This window comes from Methylobacterium sp. 391_Methyba4, assembly GCF_029691625.1.
In the GTDB taxonomy this organism is placed as follows: Bacteria; Pseudomonadota; Alphaproteobacteria; order Rhizobiales; family Beijerinckiaceae; genus Methylobacterium; species Methylobacterium fujisawaense.
The window spans coordinates 5,126,290-5,147,319 of sequence record NZ_CP121475.1; the positions used below are offsets into that span (position 1 = coordinate 5,126,290).

Annotated in this window: 15 protein-coding genes and 1 tRNA gene; 6 read left to right on the forward strand and 10 right to left on the reverse strand. The window is 69.4% G+C overall.

Annotated features, from left to right (window positions below):
- Positions 1 to 121: 121 nt before the first annotated feature.
- Positions 122 to 2,788 (reverse strand): DNA translocase FtsK, encoded by a 2,667-nt coding sequence (locus P9K36_RS24230; protein ID WP_043759488.1) that lies wholly within the window; start codon positions 2,786 to 2,788, stop codon positions 122 to 124.
- Between the two features lie 168 nt (positions 2,789 to 2,956).
- Here P9K36_RS24230 and mtnA point away from each other — a divergent pair, with 168 nt between their 5' ends.
- Positions 2,957 to 4,060, forward strand: coding sequence for an S-methyl-5-thioribose-1-phosphate isomerase (mtnA, locus tag P9K36_RS24235; RefSeq protein WP_111473573.1), 1,104 nt, complete (start codon positions 2,957 to 2,959; stop codon positions 4,058 to 4,060).
- 6 nt (positions 4,061 to 4,066) lie between these two features.
- On the opposite strand, the gene P9K36_RS24240 is transcribed toward mtnA, so the two are convergent.
- The 4 genes from P9K36_RS24240 to pth form a co-directional block, all read right to left on the reverse strand.
- Positions 4,067 to 5,110 (reverse strand): aldo/keto reductase, encoded by a 1,044-nt coding sequence (locus P9K36_RS24240; protein WP_278306115.1) that lies wholly within the window; start codon positions 5,108 to 5,110, stop codon positions 4,067 to 4,069.
- A gap of 58 nt (positions 5,111 to 5,168) precedes the next feature.
- Positions 5,169 to 6,158: a MaoC/PaaZ C-terminal domain-containing protein gene (locus tag P9K36_RS24245; protein ID WP_278306116.1), complete on the reverse strand. Its 990-nt coding sequence runs from the start codon at positions 6,156 to 6,158 to the stop codon at positions 5,169 to 5,171.
- Positions 6,159 to 6,183: 25 nt separating this feature from the next.
- A complete protein-coding gene (ychF, locus tag P9K36_RS24250) occupies positions 6,184 to 7,281 on the reverse strand; it encodes a redox-regulated ATPase YchF (RefSeq protein ID WP_043355673.1) in 1,098 nt (365 codons plus the stop codon).
- A 231-nt stretch (positions 7,282 to 7,512) separates the two neighbouring features.
- A complete protein-coding gene (gene pth, locus P9K36_RS24255) occupies positions 7,513 to 8,121 on the reverse strand; it encodes an aminoacyl-tRNA hydrolase (protein WP_043387837.1) in 609 nt (202 codons plus the stop codon).
- Between the two features lie 302 nt (positions 8,122 to 8,423).
- On the opposite strand from pth, the gene P9K36_RS24260 reads away from it, so the two are divergent.
- Positions 8,424 to 8,654 (forward strand): hypothetical protein, encoded by a 231-nt coding sequence (locus tag P9K36_RS24260; protein ID WP_043387836.1) that lies wholly within the window; start codon positions 8,424 to 8,426, stop codon positions 8,652 to 8,654.
- Between the two features lie 72 nt (positions 8,655 to 8,726).
- Here P9K36_RS24260 and P9K36_RS24265 read toward each other — a convergent pair whose 3' ends face one another.
- On the reverse strand, positions 8,727 to 10,907 hold the full coding sequence (locus tag P9K36_RS24265; protein WP_043759493.1) for an FUSC family protein: 2,181 nt from the start codon (positions 10,905 to 10,907) through the stop codon (positions 8,727 to 8,729).
- 211 nt (positions 10,908 to 11,118) lie between these two features.
- Here P9K36_RS24265 and P9K36_RS24270 point away from each other — a divergent pair.
- The 3 genes from P9K36_RS24270 (at position 11,119) to P9K36_RS24280 (ending at position 15,186) form a co-directional block, all read left to right on the forward strand.
- Positions 11,119 to 11,195 (forward strand) — tRNA-Arg (locus P9K36_RS24270).
- Between the two features lie 581 nt (positions 11,196 to 11,776).
- A complete protein-coding gene (locus tag P9K36_RS24275; protein ID WP_278306117.1) occupies positions 11,777 to 13,987 on the forward strand; it encodes a hypothetical protein in 2,211 nt (736 codons plus the stop codon).
- A 326-nt stretch (positions 13,988 to 14,313) separates the two neighbouring features.
- Positions 14,314 to 15,186, forward strand: a complete 873-nt coding sequence (locus P9K36_RS24280) for a hypothetical protein (protein WP_278306118.1) — start codon at positions 14,314 to 14,316, stop codon at positions 15,184 to 15,186.
- A 135-nt stretch (positions 15,187 to 15,321) separates the two neighbouring features.
- Here P9K36_RS24280 and P9K36_RS24285 read toward each other — a convergent pair whose 3' ends face one another.
- The 4 genes from P9K36_RS24285 to P9K36_RS24300 all read right to left on the reverse strand — a co-directional run bounded on the left by P9K36_RS24285 (position 15,322) and on the right by P9K36_RS24300 (position 19,330).
- Positions 15,322 to 16,299 (reverse strand): GNAT family N-acetyltransferase, encoded by a 978-nt coding sequence (locus tag P9K36_RS24285; RefSeq protein WP_278306119.1) that lies wholly within the window; start codon positions 16,297 to 16,299, stop codon positions 15,322 to 15,324.
- Between the two features lie 3 nt (positions 16,300 to 16,302).
- Positions 16,303 to 16,548: a hypothetical protein gene (locus P9K36_RS24290; protein WP_278306120.1), complete on the reverse strand. Its 246-nt coding sequence runs from the start codon at positions 16,546 to 16,548 to the stop codon at positions 16,303 to 16,305.
- Positions 16,549 to 16,791: 243 nt separating this feature from the next.
- Positions 16,792 to 16,989 (reverse strand): hypothetical protein, encoded by a 198-nt coding sequence (locus tag P9K36_RS24295; RefSeq protein ID WP_278306121.1) that lies wholly within the window; start codon positions 16,987 to 16,989, stop codon positions 16,792 to 16,794.
- A gap of 274 nt (positions 16,990 to 17,263) precedes the next feature.
- The gene (locus P9K36_RS24300; RefSeq protein WP_278306122.1) at positions 17,264 to 19,330 is read right to left on the reverse strand and encodes a recombinase family protein; all 2,067 of its coding nucleotides are present in this window, start codon (positions 19,328 to 19,330) and stop codon (positions 17,264 to 17,266) included.
- Between the two features lie 1,120 nt (positions 19,331 to 20,450).
- Between P9K36_RS24300 and P9K36_RS24305 the strand changes: the two genes are divergently transcribed.
- Positions 20,451 to 20,975, forward strand: a complete 525-nt coding sequence (locus P9K36_RS24305; protein ID WP_278306123.1) for a hypothetical protein — start codon at positions 20,451 to 20,453, stop codon at positions 20,973 to 20,975.
- Positions 20,976 to 21,030 lie beyond the last annotated feature (55 nt).

The following is a 21,030-nucleotide window of genomic DNA, read 5'->3' on the forward strand; positions in this document are numbered from 1 at the left end:
AAATTTTTGACCGCGACGCTGCGGGCTGTCGGACCGGGCATTCCGGCCCCAAGAGATCAGGATGAGGCCGGGGACTGGGACGGGCACCGGACCGGAACCGGCGGCACCGGCGCCCGCACGCTCAGCCGACCGCCTCCTCCACCAGGATCTCGCGCTTGCCGGCATGGTTGGCCGGACCGACGATGCCCTCGATCTCCATCCGCTCCATGAGCGAGGCGGCGCGGTTGTAGCCGATCTGCAGGCGGCGCTGGATGTAGCTCGTCGACGCCTTCTGGTCGCGCAGCACCACCTGCACGGCCTGATCGTAGAGATCGCCGCCGGCCTCGCCGAAGGAGCCCTGGTCGAACACGGCGCCGTCGAGTTCGAGTTCCGCCGCGCCGGCCTTCCCCTTCCCGGCCCGTTCGCCGCCCTTCTCGGGCGCGCCCTCCTCGTCATCCGCCGTGACGGCGTCGAGGTAGCTGGGACGGCCCTGGCGCTTGAGGTGGGCGACCACCGTCTCGACCTCGCTGTCCGAGCAGAACGGCCCGTGCACCCGGGTCGTGCGCCCGCCGCCGGCCATGAACAGCATGTCGCCCTGGCCCAGAAGCTGCTCCGCGCCCATCTCCCCCAGGATCGTGCGCGAGTCGATCTTGCTCGTCACCTGGAAGCTGATCCGGGTCGGGAAATTCGCCTTGATCGTCCCGGTGATCACGTCCACCGAAGGCCGCTGCGTCGCCATGATCAGGTGGATGCCCGCCGCCCGCGCCATCTGCGCCAGACGCTGGATCGCCCCCTCGATGTCCTTGCCGGCCACCATCATCAGGTCGGCCATCTCGTCGACCACGATCACGATGTACGGCAGCGGCGCCAGGTCCATCGCCTCGTCCTCGTAGACCGCCTCGCCGGTGTGGCGGTCGAAGCCGGTCTGCACGGTCCGGGTCAGCACCTCGCCGCGCGCCGCCGCCTCGGCGACCCGGGCGTTGTAGCCGTCGATGTTGCGCACCGCGATCTTGGCCATCTTCTTGTAGCGCTCCTCCATCTCGCGCACGGCCCATTTGAGGGCGATGACCGCCTTCTTGGGGTCGGTGACCACGGGGGAGAGCAGGTGCGGGATGCCGTCGTAGACCGACAGCTCCAGCATCTTCGGATCGACCATGATCAGCCGGCACTCCTCCGGCTTCAGCCGGTAGAGCAGGCTGAGGATCATGGTGTTGATCGCCACCGACTTGCCCGAGCCGGTGGTGCCGGCCACCAGCAGGTGCGGCATGCGCGCGAGGTCGGCGATGATCGGCTCGCCGCCGATGTTCTTGCCCAGGCACAGGGCCAGCTTGTGCTTGCTCTCGGCGAAGTCCGTGGAGGCCAGGAGCTCGCGCAGATACACCGTCTCGCGCTTGGCGTTCGGCAGTTCGATGCCGATGGCGTTGCGGCCGGGCACCACCGCGACGCGGGCCGAGACCGCCGACATCGACCGGGCGATGTCGTCGGCGAGCGCGATGACGCGGCTGGACTTGGTGCCCGGTGCCGGCTCCAGCTCGTAGAGGGTGACGACCGGGCCCGGCCGCACCGCCAGGATGTCGCCGCGCACGCCGAAATCGCCCAGCGTCGCCTCGAGGAGCGTGGCGTTCTGCTCCAGGGCGTCCGCCGAGATCAGGCTCGCCTGGGACGGGCCGCGGGGGGCGGCCAGCAGGTCGAGGGCGGGCAGGGCGTAATCCTCCGGGCGGACGGGCGGCGCGGGCGCGCGGCGCGCCGGCACCGGCGCGGCCGGGGGCGGAGCGACCCGGGAGGCGGTGGGTTCGGAGCGCGGCGGGACCGGGCTCTGCGGCGCCTCGAACGCCTCCAGCTCGTCCTCCGCATCGACCTGCGGCGCCGCGATTCGGCGGGCGGTCGTGGCCGGGGGGCCGTCCTCGGGCGCCTCGAAGACCGGCTCGCGCCGACCCGGCCCCGGCGCCCGTCCCTCGGGCAGGTGGTCGGCCCAGGGCAGATCCGCATCCGTGAAGGCGCGCCGGGCCGCGAGGGCCGGCGAGGCACTGTCGATCGGCTCGGCCCGGCCGGCGCGCCATGCCGCGATCCGGTCCGCCGCGGCGACGCGCAGGCCCATCAGCCCCTGCGCCAGGGCGCCGACACCGACGAGGCCGAGGCTCGGCTCGTCGGAATCCTCGCGCTCGTCGCGGGCCGATTCCCGGCCGCGCGCCGGGGCGCGGCGGACGGGATAGGGGTCGTCGTGCAGGGTTTCCTCCTCGACGGCGCCGAAGCGGCAGGCACCGGTCAGGCTGAGGATCGCCACCGCCGCGTAGCCGAAGCCGACGAGATGGGCCGCCGCGGACGAGACCGCCCCGACGATCACCCGCGCCATCGACAGCAGGCCGTCGCCGGCCACGCCGCCGAGGCCGGTGGGCAGCGGCCAGCGGGTCGTCGGCGGGAGCGCGCTCGCCACCGCACTGGCGGCGCAGAAGCCGATGATCCAGAGCGCGATGCGCAGGCCGCCCTCGGGCAGGTTGCGCTCGCGCATCAGCCGGATGCCCCAGAGGACCGGCGGCAGCACGAAGGCCAGGGAGCCCAGGCCCAGGATCTGCATGGCGAGATCGGCCACGACGGCGCCCGGCTGGCCGAGGACGTTGTGGGCGGCGTGGTCGGTGGCGTGGTTGAGGCTCGGGTCGTCGATCGACCACGTGGCCAGGGCCACGGTCAGCGCGACCGCGCCGGTGAAGAGCACGAAACCGCCGAGTTCCGTCAGGCGCTTGCCCAGGAAGGGGCGAACGCTGTCGACGAAAGTCTCGTAGGGCGATGCGGGACGGCGAAGCGAGCGCATGCGGGACCGGACGCAAGACGGGGACTTACGCCCGAGGCTAGGCATGACCGCCTTAACGACCTGCTAAGGTTGAGGAAGGCTCACCGGCGCCCGGCCGGGCCTCCTCGGGCCGTCGCGATCCCGCCCGGGAGGATGCAAAAGCCGCCCCGCTGTGGCACAGGAGCGGCCATGAATATCGACGGCCAGCCCTACCGCACGATCTTCCCGGACCCGGACGGCGTCAGCGTCCAGGTGATCGACCAGACCCGCCTGCCCTTCGCGTTCGAGCTGAAGCGCCTCGCCACGCTGGAGGACGCCGCGGTGGCGATCCGCACGATGATCGTGCGGGGGGCGCCCCTGATCGGCGTCACGGCCGCCTACGGGCTGGCGCTGGCCATGCGGGCGGATGCCTCCCACGACGGGATCGACCGGGCGGTGGCGACGCTCGCGGCGACACGTCCGACCGCCATCAACCTGCGCTGGGCGCTGGATCGGGTCTCCACCAACCTGCGGCAGGTTGCGCCGGACGAGCGCTTCGCCCGCGCCTTCGCGGAAGCCGGCCGCATCGCCGAGGAGGACGTGGCGAGCTGCCGCGCCATCGGCGCCCATGGCAGCCAGGTCATCGCCGACCTGCACAGGGCCAAGGGCGGCGACAGACCGGTCACCGTGCTGACCCACTGCAATGCCGGCTGGCTCGCCACGGTGGATTGGGGCACGGCGCTGGCGCCGATCTACGCCGCCCACGAGCGGGGGGTGCCGGTGCATGTCCTGGTCGACGAGACCCGGCCGCGCAGCCAGGGTGCCGCGCTCACGGCCTTCGAGCTGAACGGCCACGGCGTGCCGCACACGGTCATCGCCGACAATGCCGGCGGCCACCTCATGCAGCACGGCGGCGTCGACCTGTGCATCGTCGGCTCGGACCGGACCACGGCGAGCGGCGACGTCTGCAACAAGATCGGCACCTACCTGAAGGCGCTGGCGGCCCACGACAACGGCGTGCCGTTCTACGCCGCCCTGCCGTTCTCGACCATCGACTGGACCCTCGACGACGGGGTCAAGGAGATCCCGATCGAGGAGCGCGACGGGCGCGAGGTCACCCACATGACCGGGCGGCTCGCCGATGGCGGCTTCGCCACGATCGAGGTGGTCTCCCCCGGCAGTCCCGTGGCGAATCCCGCCTTCGACGTGACCCCGGCCCGGCTGGTGACCGGCATCATCACCGAACGCGGCATCTGCGAGGCCAGCGCCGAGGGGTTGTACGGGCTCTATCCGGAGCGCCGGAAGGCGGCGTGAGCCGCCTCACCGCACCCCGGGCCGGCCCGATTCCGCGAGCTGCTGCGCCCGGGCGCCCTGGCGCTCGAACATCCAGCCCGGATATTCCGGCGGCAGGGCGCTCACCGCATCGAGGGCGTCGAGTTCCGCGTCGCTGAGGCTGAGTTCGGTCGCCGCGATGTTGTCCTCCAGCTGGTCGAGGCGCTTGGCACCGACGATCACGCTGGTCACCGCCTTGCGGTGCAGCAGCCAGGCGAGCGCCACCTGGGCCACCGAGACGCCGCGGGCCTCCGCCACCTGCCGCATGGCGTCGATGCAGGCGTCGGCCCGGGGGCGGTCGACCGGCGGGAAGTCGAAGCTCGCGCGCCGGCCCTCCCCCGCGCCGCCGGCATACTTGCCGCTGAGCAGGCCGCCGGCCAGCGGGCTCCAGACCAGGAGGCCGAGCCCCTCCGAGCGCAGCATCGGGACGATCTCCCGCTCCAGGTCGCGACCCGCGATGGAGTAATAGGCCTGCAGGGTCTCGAAGCGGGCGAGCCCGGCCCGCGCGCTGATCCCCAGCGCCTTCACGATCTGCCACGCCGCCCAGTTCGAGACGCCGACGTAGCGGACGTGGCCGTGCTGGACGAGGATGTCGAGGGCGCGCACCTGCTCCTCGATCGGCGTCGCCGGGTCGAAGCCGTGGACCTGATAGAGGTCGATGTGATCGAGCTGGAGCCGCTTGAGGCTCGCCTTGCAGGCGTCGATCAGGTGCAGGCGCGAGGCGCCCTTGGCGTTCGCGCCCGACCCCATCGGCCCGTAGCCCTTGGTGGCGACGACGACGCTGTCGCGTGGGACCTTGAGGTCGCGCAGGGCCTGGCCGGTGATCTGCTCCGAGAGCCCCTCCGCGTAGACGTCGGCCGTGTCGATGAAGTTGATCCCGGCATCGAGCGCCCGTCCGACGAGGCGCCCGGCCTCCGTCTGGTCGAGGGCGCCGATCTGGCGCCACATCCCGGCCCCGCCGCCGAAGGTCATGGTGCCGAGGCAGAGTTCCGAGACGAACAGCCCCGTGCTGCCGAGCTTCTTCTGATACATGCCTGCCTGATCCCGTCCGTGTCTGGGGTGTCAACGCGCGGGAGCAGGCCCGGTGCGCTCAGGGCTCCCAGCGGTGGAAGACCGCGCTGTCGAAGGCGAAGACCGGCTCGCCGCGCTGGTTCACCCCGGTGTTGCGGGCGAAGGCCAGGCCCCAGCCCGGCCGCGAGGCCGAGGCGCGCTTGTCGGTGAGCTTGGCGCTGAACCGGACCGTGTCGCCCGCGTAGACGGGCTTCAGCCAGCGCAGGTTCTTGAACCCGGGGGAGGGGCCCGCCTCCGGGACCGGGCCGCGGGTCGCCGTGTAGGCGGCGTCGCGGGCGCGGGTCGTGAGCATCCGGTTCATGTAGGCGGCGGCCGTGTGCCAGCCGGAGGCGCAGAGGCCGCCGAAATGGCTGCGCTTGGCCGCCGCGTGGTCGAGGTGGAAGGCCTGCGGATCGTAGGCCTCGGCGAACGCGATGATCGCCTCGGCGGTGAACGGATAGGCGCCCAGCTCCCGCACGGCGCCGATCTCGGCATCCCGCAGGAACGGCAGGATCTCGGCATCCTCCGGCTCGGCGACCGGTCCCGGCACGCCGATCTCCACCGGCCGCGGGGGCAGGGGATCGGTGCCGCGGCGGGCCAGCATGAAGGTGAAGCGCTGGGTCAGCACCGTCTCGCCGCGCGGGTTACCGAGGGCGACCTCGGCGGTCACGAAACCGAGCCCGGGCTTGGAGGCCGAATCGCGCAGCCCCACCACCCGGAAGGTCAGCGTCAGCGCGTCCCCCGGCAGGACCGGCGCGAGCCAGCGCAGCTCGTCGATCCCCGGCGCGCCGAGCGACGAACCGCCCTTGAACGGTCCCTGCTGGAGCAGCCGCATGCCCAAAGCCGCCGTGTGCCAGCCCGAGCCGATCAGCCGGCCCACGAAGGTCCCTTCCGCCGCCGCCTCGTCGAGGTGGAAGGGCTGGAAGTCGAAGGCCTGCGCGAAGCCCACGATGGCGTCGCGGGTGACGGTGAGCGGCGCGCCGACGATCACGTCGCCGACGGCGAAATCCTCGAGGGCGGGATCGGGCATGGCGGGCTCGTCCGGGATGGAAGGATCAGTTGGCGAAGCGGAAGTGCAGCACGTCGCCGTCCTGCACCACGTACTCCTTGCCCTCCAGCCGCAGCTTGCCGGCGTCCCGGGCCCCGGATTCGCCGTTGAGCGCCGTGTAGTCCTTGAACGCGATGGTCTCGGCCCGGATGAAGCCCTTCTCGAAATCCGAGTGGATCACCCCGGCCGCCCCGGGGGCGCGGGTGCCCTTGGTGATCGTCCAGGCGCGGGCCTCCTTGGGACCGACCGTGAAGTAGGTGACGAGGCCGAGCAGGTCGTAGCCGGCGCGGATCACCCGGTTGAGGCCGGGCTCGGCGAGCCCCACCGCCTCCAGGAACTCCGCCTGGTCGGCCTCGGGCATCACGGCGATCTCGCTCTCGATCTTGGCCGAGACCACCACCGCCACGGCGCCCTCCGCCTTGGCGCGGGCGAAGACCGCGTCCGAATAGGCGTTGCCCTTGTCGGCGTCGGGCTCATCGACGTTGCAGACGTAGAGGACAGGCTTGGCGGTCATCAGGCCGAGGGACTGGAACAGCTTCTCCTCGTCGGGCTTGCGCTCCACCAGCCGCGCCGGCTTGCCCTCGCGCAGGAGCGGCAGCGCCCGGTTGACGAGGTCGAGGCTCTCCTTGGCCTCCTTGTCGGCCCCCTTGGCCTTCTTCTCCAGGGCGACGGCGCGGCGCTCCAGGCTGTCGAGGTCGGCGAGCATCAGCTCGGTCTCGATCGTCTCGATGTCGGCGGCCGGATCGACCTTGCCCTCCACGTGGGTGACGTCGCCGTCCGTGAAGCAGCGGACCACGTGGGCGATGGCGTCGACCTCGCGGATGTTGGCCAGGAACTGGTTGCCCAGGCCCTCGCCCTTGGAGGCGCCGCGCACGAGGCCGGCGATGTCCACGAAGGTCAGGCGCGTCGGGATCTTCTCCTTCGACGAGGCGATGCGGGCGAGGTCATCGAGCCGCGGATCGGGCACCGCCACCTCGCCGACATTCGGCTCGATGGTGCAGAACGGGTAGTTCGCCGCCTGGGCGGCTGCCGTCTGCGTCAGCGCGTTGAAGAGGGTCGACTTGCCGACGTTCGGCAGGCCGACGATGCCGCATTTGAAGCCCATGGGTCAGTTCCGTCGCAGCACGTCGTCGGGCGACGCGCGAAAAAGGGTTGCGGAGAGTCAGGCCCGCGAACACGGCACCGTGCGCCCTGTCCTCGGTCGAGCACGCGCGGCACCGGCGAGCCGGGCCTCAGCCACCGGGAGGCAATCGAACCGCCGACAGCCGGGCTTGTGGCGCACGGCCTTCATCGGACCCTCTCGCCCGCCCCGATATCCCGTCCCCGCGGGGGCGTGTCAATTTCGGGCGCCCAGCGTCTTCACCTCGTCCCAGCCGCGGCCGGCCATGGCGAGGTGGACCTTGTTCTGGAAGCTCGCATCCTCGCCGGCGGCGAGCAGGGCGGCGTGGTCGGCCACGGCCCGGCAGAGATCGTCCACCCAGGGCAGCTCGGCCTTGCCGAAATCGTTGAGCACGTAGGCATGCACCAGCGCCTTGTCGCCGGGATGGCCGATGCCGAGCCGCACCCGGCGGTAGTCGTTGCCGCATTGGGCGGTGATCGAGCGCAGGCCGTTATGGCCGGCATTGCCGCCGCCGAGCTTCACCCGCAGCTTGGCGGGGGCGAGGTCGAGCTCGTCGTGCAGCACGATCACGTCGGAGAGCGGAATCTTGTAGAAGCGCTGCGCCTCCGAGACCGCGCGGCCGGACTCGTTCATGAAGGTCGAGGGCTTCAGGAGGATCGCCCGCTCCGGGCCCAGCACCGCCTCGGCGGCCTCGCCCTGGAAGCGGTGGCGGAACGGGCTCGCCCGGTGCTGGCGGGCGATCGCGTCGACGGCGAGGAAGCCGATATTGTGCCGGTTGCCCGCATAGCGTGCGCCCGGGTTTCCGAGGCCGACGATCAACTTCATGTTAGAGGGTTCCGCGGGACTCCGTTCGGCGCGGTCTGTGGCACGCTTCCGCGCGGGACGCACCCCCGAGCCGGGTCCGGCCCGACCGGAGCGATGGGCCGGCCTCCGGGCCCGGGCCGTCTCCGTCGTGCGCCAGCGCACGGCCTCGGCCGAACCCGAAGCAGAATATCCTCGTTGAGAGGTCACATTCGGCCAAGCAAAGCCCGAGTGATCAAGACCGCCGACCCGACGATCTTCCTCACGCGACACGGTTGACCGGATGACTTCCCGCTGAAGTCGTACGAAGACACCAGGAGATCATCATGACCGTCCGCATGCTCGCTGCCGCCGCCCTGGTCGCCGCGGTCGCCACGCCCGCCCTCGCGCAGGGCCTGGATTCGAAGCACTCGCCCTACCCGGCCTCGGCCTATTCGGGCTGGGTCGGCAACGGCGCCGTCCTGCATCGGGACGCCGCCGGTCCCGCGCGGGCGGCCGCCTACCGCTACAGCGGTCCGCATGCCGGCGGCCCGGCCAACGCCCTGCCGCGGTTCTGACGGGCGGACGGGCCCGCGGGCTCCGCGGGCCCCGATAACCGGCCGTGATCGGGGCACGGGACCGGCGGACCCTCAGGCGTGAGGGACGGGCTGGCTGGTGGCGCCGTTTGCCGGACCCGGCACCGCGCCGACGGCCGCCGTCCCAGCCCGGATCTCTCCAGGGCGGAGGGTTCCCACCAGAAGATCGACCTGGCTGACGAGACGCACGAGCGATTGCCCGCGATCCAGCGCCGGCCGCTCGGGCACGGGCCTGTCCGCGCCCAGGGCCGCCAGAGTCGCGGTGATCCAGGCCCGCCACGGCTCCGCCTCGGGGGCCGCCGCCTCCGGGGCGTGCCGCAGGACGATGAGCCGGGCGCTGATCCGGCGCAGGGTCGCGTCGGCCACCAGGGCGGATTCCACCTCCGGGTGGCTGCCGGCCCGGGGCTGCTGCAGGGCGCGGGAGAGCGCCGCCTCCAGATCGTTGAGGGCGAGGCCGGCCTCGCGGCTCTGCGCCGCGATCGCGGTCTCGCGGCCCTCGCCGGGCGGCGCGCGGAGCACCGCCTCGGCGAGACCGGCCTGGGCCTTGAGCGCCCGGCGCAGTTCCTGCCGGACCTGATCCGGCTCCCAGATCGGCCACAGCACCAGGCAGCTCGCCACCGCGATCACGCCGCCCAGCACCGTGAAGCCGCCCCGCATGGCGACGATCTCCCAGGAGCTGTGGCCGGGCTCCAGCAGCTCGACCAGCAGCACCACGAGGGGGGTCAGGCAGGTGACGAAGAAGCCGTAGGAGATCTGGCGCGCCGCGAAGCCGACGATGCTGAGCACGAGGATCAGCCCGGCCTCCGCCAGGGGGCTCGTGGCGTAGTAGGCGAGCACGGCGCCCACGAGGCCGCCCAGCACCGTGCCGCCGATCCGCTCCAGCGCCCGCTGCCACGTCGCCGCGTAGAAGGGCTGCATGGTGAGCACCACGGTCATCACCAGCCAGTGCGTGAAGGCGCCCGCATAGGTCAGGGTGGCGGCGAGCGCCGGGGCCGCGACCGCGCTCGCCCGCAGGGCGTGCCGGAGATTGGGCGAGGCCAGGGTGAAGTTCTGCCGCAGCGGCCCGACATAGCGGGTCCAGCGGTCGAGGCTGCCGCCCTCCGTGAGCGTGCCGCCGGGGCGATAGCCCTCCGGGGTCGACAGCTTGGCGCCGATCCGCACGCGCCCCACGATCCGTTCGGCGAGGCGGGCGAGGGTCGGATCCTCCGACAGCCCCTCGGCCACGCGGGCGATGGAGTGTTCCAGACGGTCGAGGTCGAGGTTGACGTCGTCGCGGATCGCCCGGGCGATGGTCACCAAGAGGGGGCGCAGGCGCCGCAGGAAGACCTTGGCGAGGGCCCGGCGGCGGGCATCGGGACGGCTGTCGATCAGCTCGCCGACGGCGATCAGCGCGGAAAAGATCTGCTCGGCGCTCTCCAGGCGCAGCAGGGCCTGGGCGGTGCGGTCCGAGACGCGCTCGCGGGAGCGGGCGAGGTCGAGGATCATGGTCCGGGCGGTCTCGATGCTCGCCCGCACGCCCCGCCGGTGGCCCCGCGCGTGGCCGTCGAAGGCGGCCGTATCGGGTTCCGGCAGGACGACGAGCCGCTCGAGGTCGCCGCAGAGCCGGGCGAGGTTGTGCCAGACCTCCGCCACCGCCCGGTGGGCCGGCCGGTACGGGTGCAGCCGCCAGATCACCAGGGCCAGGAACGTCGCCCAGAGACCGCCGGCCGCGAACATCAGCGCGGTGACGGCCGCCTGCTCCGGGGTCAGGGGCCGGTCGAGGGCGATGCACAGCACCACCACGAGCACGTTGCCGGCCGACTGGGCCTGAACGCTCCAGACGCGGGCGTACGAGCAGGCGAAGATCAGCGCGCAGGCGACCGGGACGACCACCGGCAGGCCGAGGGGCTGGATCAGGCCGAGTCCGGCCCAGAGCAGGCCGCCCAGGACCGAGAAGGCGGTGAGAACCCGCAGGCGGGCGCGCATCGGGCCGCCGTTGTCGCAGAAGCAGGCGAGGTTGGCGGCGAGCGCCATCGTCAGCAGCGGCGCCCACTGGATCCAGATGTTGAGGAGGATGACGACGCCGAACGCGAAGGCGGCGCGCACGCCCTCCACGAGCCGGACGTTCCGGAGGTCGAGGCCCGTCGGCAGGCGCCGCAGGTCCGAGCCCGGCCGGTTCAGGCTGCCCCGACCCGCGGCGTTCCACCGGCGCCGGGCCGGCCCAGGGGGCGAAGCTGTGGGACTCGGCGCGGGCAACCTCGGTCTCCGGACGGGGGCGCGGTGCCCCGGCATGAACCGCGCCCCGGCCTGTCCGGATCCGCAGCGTCGCGCAACCCCAATCCGGATCCGCGGCACGATCCAGACGTCCACATCGTCACCGCCGATGTGAACCCGGGGGCGGCGGACGTCTTCGTCTCGCGCTTGACCCCCGGGCGAGCCCGTGGCTTCTGGGGCCGCTTGGCATCCTGACTCCGTAGCTCAGCTGGATAGAGCAGCCGCCTTCTAAGCGGCAGGTCGTAGGTTCGAGCCCTACCGGGGTCGCCAGGTTTCACAATGGCTTAGCGACGCTGTCTGCAGGCGCATTTCCAGCTAGGACAGCCTAGAGACAGCTCGGTCTCACCCGCTTCTAACTTTTGCCGCGCGCCGAGTCGGCGATGGCATGACCGTGGGCCCGTCCGAGGCGCCCCCATCCCGTCTTACAGTCTCCGGCAGGAGCCCTAAGGACCGGCGCGGATATCCTTACACCGTCGAGCGCGGCAGGCCAGCAGGTCCAACGGGGTCGCTATTCCGCACCATGGACCGCAGCCCGGATGCGTCCTCCCGAGATGTGCCGCGCCGCCAGTCAGCCTACACCGAACCGGAACGGCTGGGGTGAGGGATGTTCCGGGCCCGGAGCTCGCGCCGACCGTGGCGTGTCGAAGGGCCGCGTAGGATAGACGGCCTTGTATGTGGATGGCCGCCTCTCCGGCACGGGCGCCTCGTTCCTGGCCGGCAATCGGCGCGTATGGTCAGGCATGGCTTCCTGGGCAGGCGAACGGCGGGATCCACGTCTCGCGATAAACGCGTTCCGCATCGCAATTCCGAAAGGCGCCCTCCCGGCAGCCCTGGTCCCCTACGACCGGACCGTGCTCCACGAGCTTCTGGACCGCGCCCCGGCCGACGTGCATGCCATCCGCAGGGGCGACGAGATCGTGGTCGTCCCCCTGACGTCGGACGCGGCGTTGCCAGCCGAGCGTCAGTCCCTTCTAGCTTCGGAAGACCCGTATCTCGTAGCGGCGCTCGCCCGCGAAGCCGTCCTACGGGAACTGACGGCCCGAGCCGAGAAGGGCTATCGCATCACCAAGCGGAGACCGCTGGTGGTCGAGGCCGGCAGGCCCGAGACCGAGAACGTGCTGCCCGCATCGCTCGGGTTGCCCGACTGGCTCAAGAAGCGGATGGTGCTGGAGTTCGACGCGCGGGTGCTCATCCGCCGCGGCGTCCCGTCGGTCGTCCTCACGTGTTCGAACAGACTCCGTACGATCATCGACGCACCGGTCAGGCAATTGCGCGAGCTCGGGGTGCCGTTGCTTGGGGCGACCGTCTCCACGGTGCGGGAGACGCCGGACCCTAAGGTCTCCGACCTGCTGCGTTATGCAGGTCGCATCCTCGCCGTGGACGATGACGGGACCCTGACACTGGAGGACCAGGGCGATGGGCCGGTGCAGGTCCCGGACACGGAGCTGTTCCTCGAACCCTCCCGGACGAACTTCGCCGCGGTGGTCGCCGCGCTCACGCAGGGGAGGTCGGACGCCGTGATGGCGGAGATCGCGGAGATCGAGGCAGCTTCCCATGCCGGACCGAAGATGCTCGGCACTGCACGGTCGATCCTCGGGTGGCTGTCGCGTCAGCCCATGCAACTCGCCGACGGCGTCCCGCTGGTATTCGAGGGCCCTCTCGACCAGTCCGTCGACGGCGCTTGGTTCCCGCCCGCCGAGGCCATCTTCAAGCCGAAGCTGATGTTCGACCCAGGCGGGACGGTCGGTACGCAGTTTCTCACACCACAGAAAGGCCTCGACGAGGTCGGGCCCTACGACCGCGAGAGCTTCGCCCGTAAAAGGCTCAGGATCGCGGTCGTGTGCGAGGCGGCGCTCCTCAAGCAGATGCAGGCGGTCGTCGGCCATTTCCTGAACGGGCTGCCCGACGTCAGGAGCAAGGGGCCCGGCGGCCTTGTCCCGCACGGGACCGGACTGGTGGGACGTTTCCGCTTGGAACAGCCCGAGGTCCACTTCTTCACGGCAGCCGGGTCGGCCGGCGAGGATTTCGCAGTCGCCGCGCGCCAGGCCAACGAGGAGGCGGCTGGCCGGGACGTGCGCTGGGACCTAGCCCTGCTGCTGGTCTCAAGGGAGTGGATGGCCCGCCCCTATGAGGACAGCCCGTATTGGATGGGCAAGGCTGCGTTCCTGAAGCAGGGCACGGTCGTCCAGTCCGTCTCGGTCGAGATGATCGGGATGAAGAAGTTCGAGTACGCCTGCTCGTTGGCAAGCATGGCGCTACAGACCTACGCCAAGCTCGGCGGGTTGCCATGGCTCCTACCCGCGCCGCAGAGCGACGCGCACGAGTTCGTGTTCGGGCTCGGCTCCCATGTGGAGAAGCGGGGTCGGCGGGGTGCCGGCCAGCGTGTCGTGGGCATCGCCACCGTCTTCACGGCACAGGGGGCCTACGTCCTCGACAGCAGGACATCGGCAGTGAGCTACGAGGGGCTGCCCGATGCATTGCGCCGAGTCGTGGTCGAGGCGGTCGAGCGCATTCGCGCGGATGACGGATGGTTACCTGACGACCGGGTCCGGCTCGTGTTTCATGCCTTCACCCAACTCGGGCGGGATGCCGCCGACGCCGTGGTGGAGGCGGTCGAACAACTCGGGCTGAAGCGCATGGAATTCGCCTTCCTGCACGTCGTCGAGGACCATCCCTTCACCGTCTTCGACCTGGACGCGCCGGGGGATGCCACGGCGCCGCTCGCACCTGAGCGCGGACAGGCAGTCGACCTCGGCGACCGGGAATGGCTGGTGACCTTGGTCGGCCGCAAGGAGGTGAAGGGCGAGCGGCAGGGGTTGCCCGATCCCGTCCTGCTCCGGCTCCACGACCGCTCGACGTATCGCAACATGCGGATGCTGGCCCGGCAGGTCGGCAACTTCGCATGCCATAGCTGGCGGAACTTCGGCTCGTCGCGCTTGCCTGTCTCGTTGAGCTACGCCGAGCAGGTCGCCCGGCAGCTGGCGGGCCTGGAGCGTACCCCGAACTGGGACCCGGACGCCGTCCTCGGCAATCCGGTGATGCGCCGGCCATGGTTCCTGTAGGGGAGGGACCAAACGTCGGCGGGATCAGGGCCGCCCTCGCGACAGCCTCCGCCGTCGTCGACGAGGCGCCGCTGCCGCAGGCCTTCCGTGCCTGGGTCCTCGGCGACCCGGCGCCCCTGGCCGATGTCGCCGTCGCTGCGGCCGAAGGGTTTGGCATCCCCACGGAACGGTCGTTCCGCCAAGTCGCGGCACTGGGCTACGCCGCCGCGGCGCGGCGGCTACCGGAAGCCGTCCGCCCCGTCCTCGCCGACGGCGTTCGCTGGCTCGCCGCGAGGCACTGGCATCGCCCCCTTCGGGAACCGACCCTGGAAGTCGACGGGGTCGCCATGCTCGGTGTGGCGTTGGGCGCCCGCTCGCTGGAAGGTGCTGCGCACGGAGTGCTCGGCACGCTGGCGGTGACCAGCGCCGGCATGCCGTCCCTGTCGCCCTTCAACCGGTCTTTGATGGTTGCCGCGGCGCACGTGTCGGAGGCGCCGGGGCGGCCGGACCTGTCCGGCATGCTGCCCGAGATCCGCGTCGCGCTGACCGATCTGGGATGCGTGGATGGGGATGCGGGTTGCGGGCCGGATGCCTGGCGCAACGCGATGCGGCTCGCCCCCGGAGATGGGGGCCCGGCGCGGGCCGCGCTGACGCTCCGCGCCTTCGATGCGATGTGCGCGCGCAACATGCCGGCGCGGCTGGGGCGGCTCGAACCGAGCGATGTCGTCAGGGTCCTGTCCGGCGTCGCGCACTCGTTACGCGGGTGGACCTGGGACGAGAGACCGCTGACGAGGCGGTCGAGCGCGGTCAGGTGGGAGGTGGAGAACGAGTACCACGTGCAGAACCTGCTCTGGGTCGTGCTGGCACCCCTGTTCCCGGACCTGAGGGCCGAGGAGTACACCCAACCGGTCGGACCCAAGAACCCGCGCATGGACCTGACCATCCCTAGCCTGCGCCTTGTCGTGGAGGTCAAGTTCGTCCGGCCGAGGAAGCGCTTCGCCGACATTGTCGAGGAGGTTGCGGCCGACGCCTCGCTTTACGGTGCCGATCCGAGGTGGGACGTGCTCATCCCGTTCGTCTGGGATGACTCACGCAGAACCGAGGAGCACACCACTCTGCTCGATGGATTGCGGCGGCTCCCGATGGTCCACGACGCTGTCGTCGTGCCGCGACCCGGGAAGATGGATCGCCAGTCGCCGGTTTCGATGGAAAAGGCATGAACTGCCGAACGGCTCGGCAGCGAGCCGTTCGGGCCTGACGATTTCGGTCCGAGTGTCGTGGGCGGGGCCGTAAGCGCGATTAGGTCGGGTGAGGCCAGTCAAACACGTACGTCGGTCGCTGTCGGTCAACGGTCGCTAGGCTGCCTTCTCGTCCATGCCATCCGGCTTGAGGTTGTAGAGGAGTTTCCGGCGCATGTGGTGATACAGCTCACCCTCGCCGCCGAGATGCATGCTCTCGCCAGTCTTCCCGTACCCGAAACGCTCGTATTGGCCGACGCGCCCATCGATGGCCCATAGCTCAATCGCTGCCATTCGGGCTGCACGCGCATAGGTCTCGGCCCACCGCATCAGCACTCCGCCGACACCTTGGCCTTGCACAGCGGTATGGCTGGCCACGAGATCCACGAACAGCCGCTGACCGTCGAGACGCTTGAAGTGGATGAACCCGACGACCTTGCCCCCGATTTCGTACAGATACACGAACGACCGCTGGGTTTTAGTGTAATACCACAGGTCGCCGAAGGTCATGCGGTCTATCGATGGGACGCCGCAGGAGACGTGGTCGGGAGAGCGTTCGATGTCCTCCTGCCGAAGCAGCCGGACCGAGCCGAACGGAGGCTTCTTGAGGAGGCGGTTGTTCGGGATGCGGTCGAGTTGGAAGAAGGCCCGGTCGTGCTCCCCGATCATCAACCCGAACAGGGACGGGACGAACTCGGAGGTGACCTTAACAACGAGCGAGTAGCTTAATATGGTATCGCAGGACCGTGCCGAGAGCGCATCCACGAGATGCCGCATGCTCATGCCGGAATGGATGGCCGCGTCGATAACGAGGACCGTGGCATCCTTCAGATCCCGAGGCAACTCGTCGCCATCCCGGCCGACAGCCTCGTTGCTTCCGCGGTCGAACGCAGCCCGGTAGATGAGGTCCGGGGAAACCTCGGTTCCGGTGACCTTGTCGAGGAGCACGTCCGTCAGCTTGTCGCCCGAGACGCCGAGGGAAACCCAAACCTTCGGTACGCTGGCCGGATCTTCCTTGTAGATCTGGACGAGACGGGCCGCGAGGTCGGCCGCATAGGCGCCGACCTCGGCTTCGCCCAGGAAAAACGTGTGCAAGATTCAGGCTCCGCGGAGCACCCGCAGCGTCGCGATGGGATGGGCGTCGATCTCACGCCCGAACTCCTCGTAGAAGCAGTCGCTGCACAGGTGCTTGCCGTCCCCGCAAGGCCTGTTTCCCGTAACCGTCTCCTGGAGGGGGATGCCGCAATCCGAGCAAGCGAACACCCCCTGAGGGGCGGTGCCGTTCAGCAATGCCATCTGGTCACGGGCCACCGCGTCACGAAACTGCTGTGGTGTGAATGGCATTTACGTATCCTTGCTCGCGCGATGTCCGATCCCCGCCGCGGGCTGTGCGGCGTATGCCTCAGGCAGACGATGTTGGCAACACGGCAAGGCCGAATCTAGGTTGCCGGACACCATCGTACACCAGTCGATGAAAACGGCTATGGCACTGAAGGGTTGCCACATCCTCACCGGGCGCGGAGGGGGTGACAGAAAGAGGGGCTTGAGGTCGCGTGACCTCCCTGCTCCATCACGAGGCCGAGGCTTTCAGGCGCTTCCGGGACCGCGACGGCCGGACCAGACCTCGGGTGCGCCGACGTAAGCCGTGCTTACCACGCGGATGAAATCGGCATCCCCACGAGCAAGCCACTTCTTGGCGACCCCAACGACGAACCCCTCAGGCCACGGCACAGAGGTCGCCGCAACCTGGACGCCATCCTTGTACCGTTCGATGCGATAGGTCATGTCATGCCGCCCGGCTCGTAATCCGTTGGTAAACAAGTCGGGAAGCATACCGAATTCCGCAAGCCCAGGCGTCCTCGGCAAGCCAGGCCACGGAGTGGGCCGGTAATTCACGAATCAACGGCTGACTTCGTGGCTTCACCTCACAGAGGCACCCGTGAAGACGGTCGAGGCTGTCGAGCTAGCTTACATTTGAGAAGCCCAGCGCCCGTCCCCCTATCTTGATCAAGCAGCCGGGGCGATCCGGCGGCAGCCTTCGGTCAGCCTTGGCCACGTGCTAGCGCAGGGTCGGGGTCGATGTCTTTGAAGGGATGTGCGAGATTACCCCGTCTAGGAACCGAGGCGCTTCGCCCGCGAGCACGGCGCATATGGAATCCCAGGCGCCACTCGCCTTTAGGGAGTACGACGCGGTCCGAAGAGGCCTTCGCGGTCCGTAGGCCTCGGGCAAGTCGGAGAACGGGCGCGACAGGCGCGCCGACAGCAGCATCATGTCCACGAGCGCGCGCGGCTCGCGCAGCGCGCCGCGCAACGGGGCACAGTAGTGCTCCGGGACGAGGTGCGCGATCCGGGCCCATGTCGCGTCGTCGAGCACGCAGTTTCCGTCGGACAGGGCTTGCTCGACCTGCCGCTTTCCCGCCTTTCGCCAGATTTCGGACCGCGTCGGCGGGAACCCACAGCCGGTAATCTCCCACGCGCGGGCCTCCTCGATTTCCACCTCCCCGTCATCGGGTACGGGATGCTTCAGCCTCACGGTGGCTTGGATACCGCGGGTGTCATCGATCCGGGCCGCTACCACGTGGTCTATCAGGCCCCGTATCGCGGCCGCCAAGCGCTCGCCGTGGACGCTCTTGACGTCGAGCACGCCACGCGTGCCCAGCCTCGCCAAGGCGTCGTGCAAGGTTCCAAGGCCGACCGCCTCCCGTTCGACGTCGACGGGCGCCCCGAGCTTGGGCATCCCGTCAAGCTTGAGCTCCAGCGCGGCGAGCTTCGCTTCGATGCTGGCGCGCTGCCTTGCCACCGTCTTGCTGCTGAATCCTTCGGTCAAGGCGTCGTCGAACGTCTTGTCCAGGCGGTCGTTTAGAGCGGCGATCCTCCTTTCGAGCGCGGCCCGTGTCTGCCGTAGCCGGTCGTGGCGGCGGTTCGTCTCCTCCGCCACGGACCGGAGGTATTCCAGGCCGGCCTCCGGCTGCGACAGGAACCCGTCCAGCGCGGCGAAAACGGCCCGCTCCATCGCGATCAGGCTTAGTGAACTCGGCGTCGCGCAGCCGTTGCTAGAGTCCTTCAAGCTGCAAACGTAGGCTTGGTGCTCGCTGCCCCGTTTCGTGCCCCGGATGATCATGTTGCTCCCGCAGGCCTGGCACCTCACCAAGCCGGACAGGAGGTAGACACTCTTCGGCCCCATCTTTCCCCGGCGCTCGCCGACGTCTCTCACGTTGACGGCGTTGGCGCGTTCCCACGTCGCCGGATCGACGATCTGGAGCCGTGGCACCTCTGCCACGAGCAATTCAGACTCGTCCCTGAGGGTGCGCCTCCGCTTGCCGGTCTCTGGGTTCGTCTCGTACTTATACCGACCGTAGACGAGGGTGCCGGCGTAGCAGGGCTGCTTGAGGACGGTGTCCACCGCCCCTGTCTTCCAGATGCCGCCGCCCGGCCCTTCGACGCCGTCCCGGTTGAGCGCCTCGGCGATGCCGCGCAGGGAGACACCATGCTCGCGGAACTCGAAGATCTGCGCGACTACCGGGGCTTGGTCCGGATGTTTCTCAATCTCGCCGCGTTTTTCGCCCCCGATCTTCCGATAGCCGTAGAACACGCCCCACGGCACGCGCCCCTCCGCCACCATCCGCCGGCGCCCCCACGCAGTGTTCGTGGCGATAGTCTGGCGCTGCTCCTGGGACAGAAACCCATAGAGCGCGATGTCGGCGGCTGCGAGCGGGCCCCGCGTCGCCGCGTGCAGGGCCACGCCCGCCCGGGCTAGTTGCCGCCACAGCCAGCCCAGGTCGACCATGTCCCGGGACAACCGGGTGGGATCGGCGATCACGACCACGTCTAGCGCGCCGGACTGGGCACGTTCCAGAAGAGCATGGAGACGCTCCCGGTTGACGATGTAGCCCCCGGAGCGCTCTTCGTCCGAGTAGATCCCGTCCTCGACCAGCGCGAGGCTCAGCCGCTTGGCGTAGGCGTGGCAGTCCTCGATCTGCCTTTCCGTGCTGGTCTCGAACTGCGAGGCGGTCGAGTATCGGGTGTAGTAGGCCGCCCGCAGCCGGATCAGGGCGCGAGGAGTCGGGACCGTATGGGTTCCGGGAGGGGCCCAACCACCGGCGACGGGTTGCGGTAAAGCGCTCATGGGTCATCCCAGCGGCGAACCTATAGGCACGCGCTTGCTTAAGGTAAGTACAGTATGACCGCCTCGGAATCCTCATCCGAGCGCTGGAAAGATCCCGCAACGCCTGACGAGGTTACCTTCGTGGCAAATGCCGCGATTTATGGCTGATCGTCTGTGATTATCTGCCGATATTTGACGTCGTTTCAAGCGCGCATTTATGCCGATAGAGCCAATAAATCGCTGCCTCGACAGCCGTTGAAGAATTGACTCTTGCTTAAATCGCCAGCCGGAGCTTGGTTATCTCAGTCATGCCTTTTCCCGAGATCGCTGGTTCGAGCATCCATCGCGCACGAGCCCATCGTGGACCTGCCATGCAGCCAGGGCACTCAACAGGGCCATCACCGCGTCCGGGAGCCCGATGGGCGAACTTGATCTCATCCTCGGCACCGGGTCCACGGGCGGTAGCCCTGGTGATGCCACGCGTGGCATCATCTGGCCGTCATCCCGATCAGGGATGACGGCCATGGCTTGCTCACTCCTCATTTCCCCGTCAGCCTCGCCTATCTCGGCCAAAATCGCGCCCTTCACGGTCGGCATCCCTGATTTGAAAAGCCCCGACGGAAGCGACGGACTGTTCAGACCGCTATCCGTTGCCAGGCATCGTGCGGGAAGCCGAGCCCGCGCAACGGCGGCACCATCGCGACCTCGTGCGTCTTCGTGCGGCTGCGATTGTTCCCGTCCAGCCCTGATTTGCCAAACGACTGTGCCTGCCTTCGATCCGCAAGCCATAGATGTCATCCCCTACCAGGGTTGGGGGACAGCGTCTTATGGCGGTCGCGAACCGATTCGCCTGTTCGCGGCGCGGGATTCCCAATGCATCTACTTCTAATTGTGCCGCGGTATGACGCAGCGTTGCTCGAAAAGATGTTTGGCATTTGAATGAAATTTGAAGTGGTCTTATTCAGCCATTCGTGAGCGGAAAATATGTCATCCCACTAGGAAAATACATTTAGAGTGCTTTGATTGGATTCGCCTCGCCCGACCCGGGCCTTGGGTCGCCTCGATGTGGTCACGCATTCTTCGAAACCGGCGTCCAGACGCCACTGCAGCGGCCGCCAGCGACCCTTCCGTGAAGGCGCCCGTGGCCCATCGGTCTTCGCCCACCGCAGAGACACCCGGGTCGACGCTGGTCCCTTCGCTCGCCACAGCCACGCGGGACTACGCCTGGGCTTTGGAGGGCGAGACGTTCGACCGTCTCAACGCCTATGAGATCACGCGGCTCTACCTCGGCATGGGCGCAGATGTCTGGGCCTGGCAGCGCGCACGCCGCTTGGCAGGGGTCTCCCCGTGGCGGGCGTCGCCCAGCTTCGTCGAGAGCGGCGAACGCGCGAACGCCCACGATCTGATGGTCCGCGACATCCCACTCTGGGAGCGGGCCATCGCGGCCCTCGCCGCGGAGCGAAACCGCGCCGCCCGCTACGGGATGCCCGAGCCATCACCCTTGGTCGTCCCCCCGGCGGTCGCAGCCGCAATCGAGGCGCACAAGGCGGCGACGCGGGAGCGCGCCCTCCGCCGGCGCGAACGCGGCGGCGACGGCGGTGGGGGGCCGGAACTCGTACCGATAGACCCGGGCGGTGGGGGCACGGGGCCGCCCGGACAGGCGTGACGCGATCCCGCCGTCCCGAAGGTTCCCCAAGGTATACGAGCATGCACGACCGACC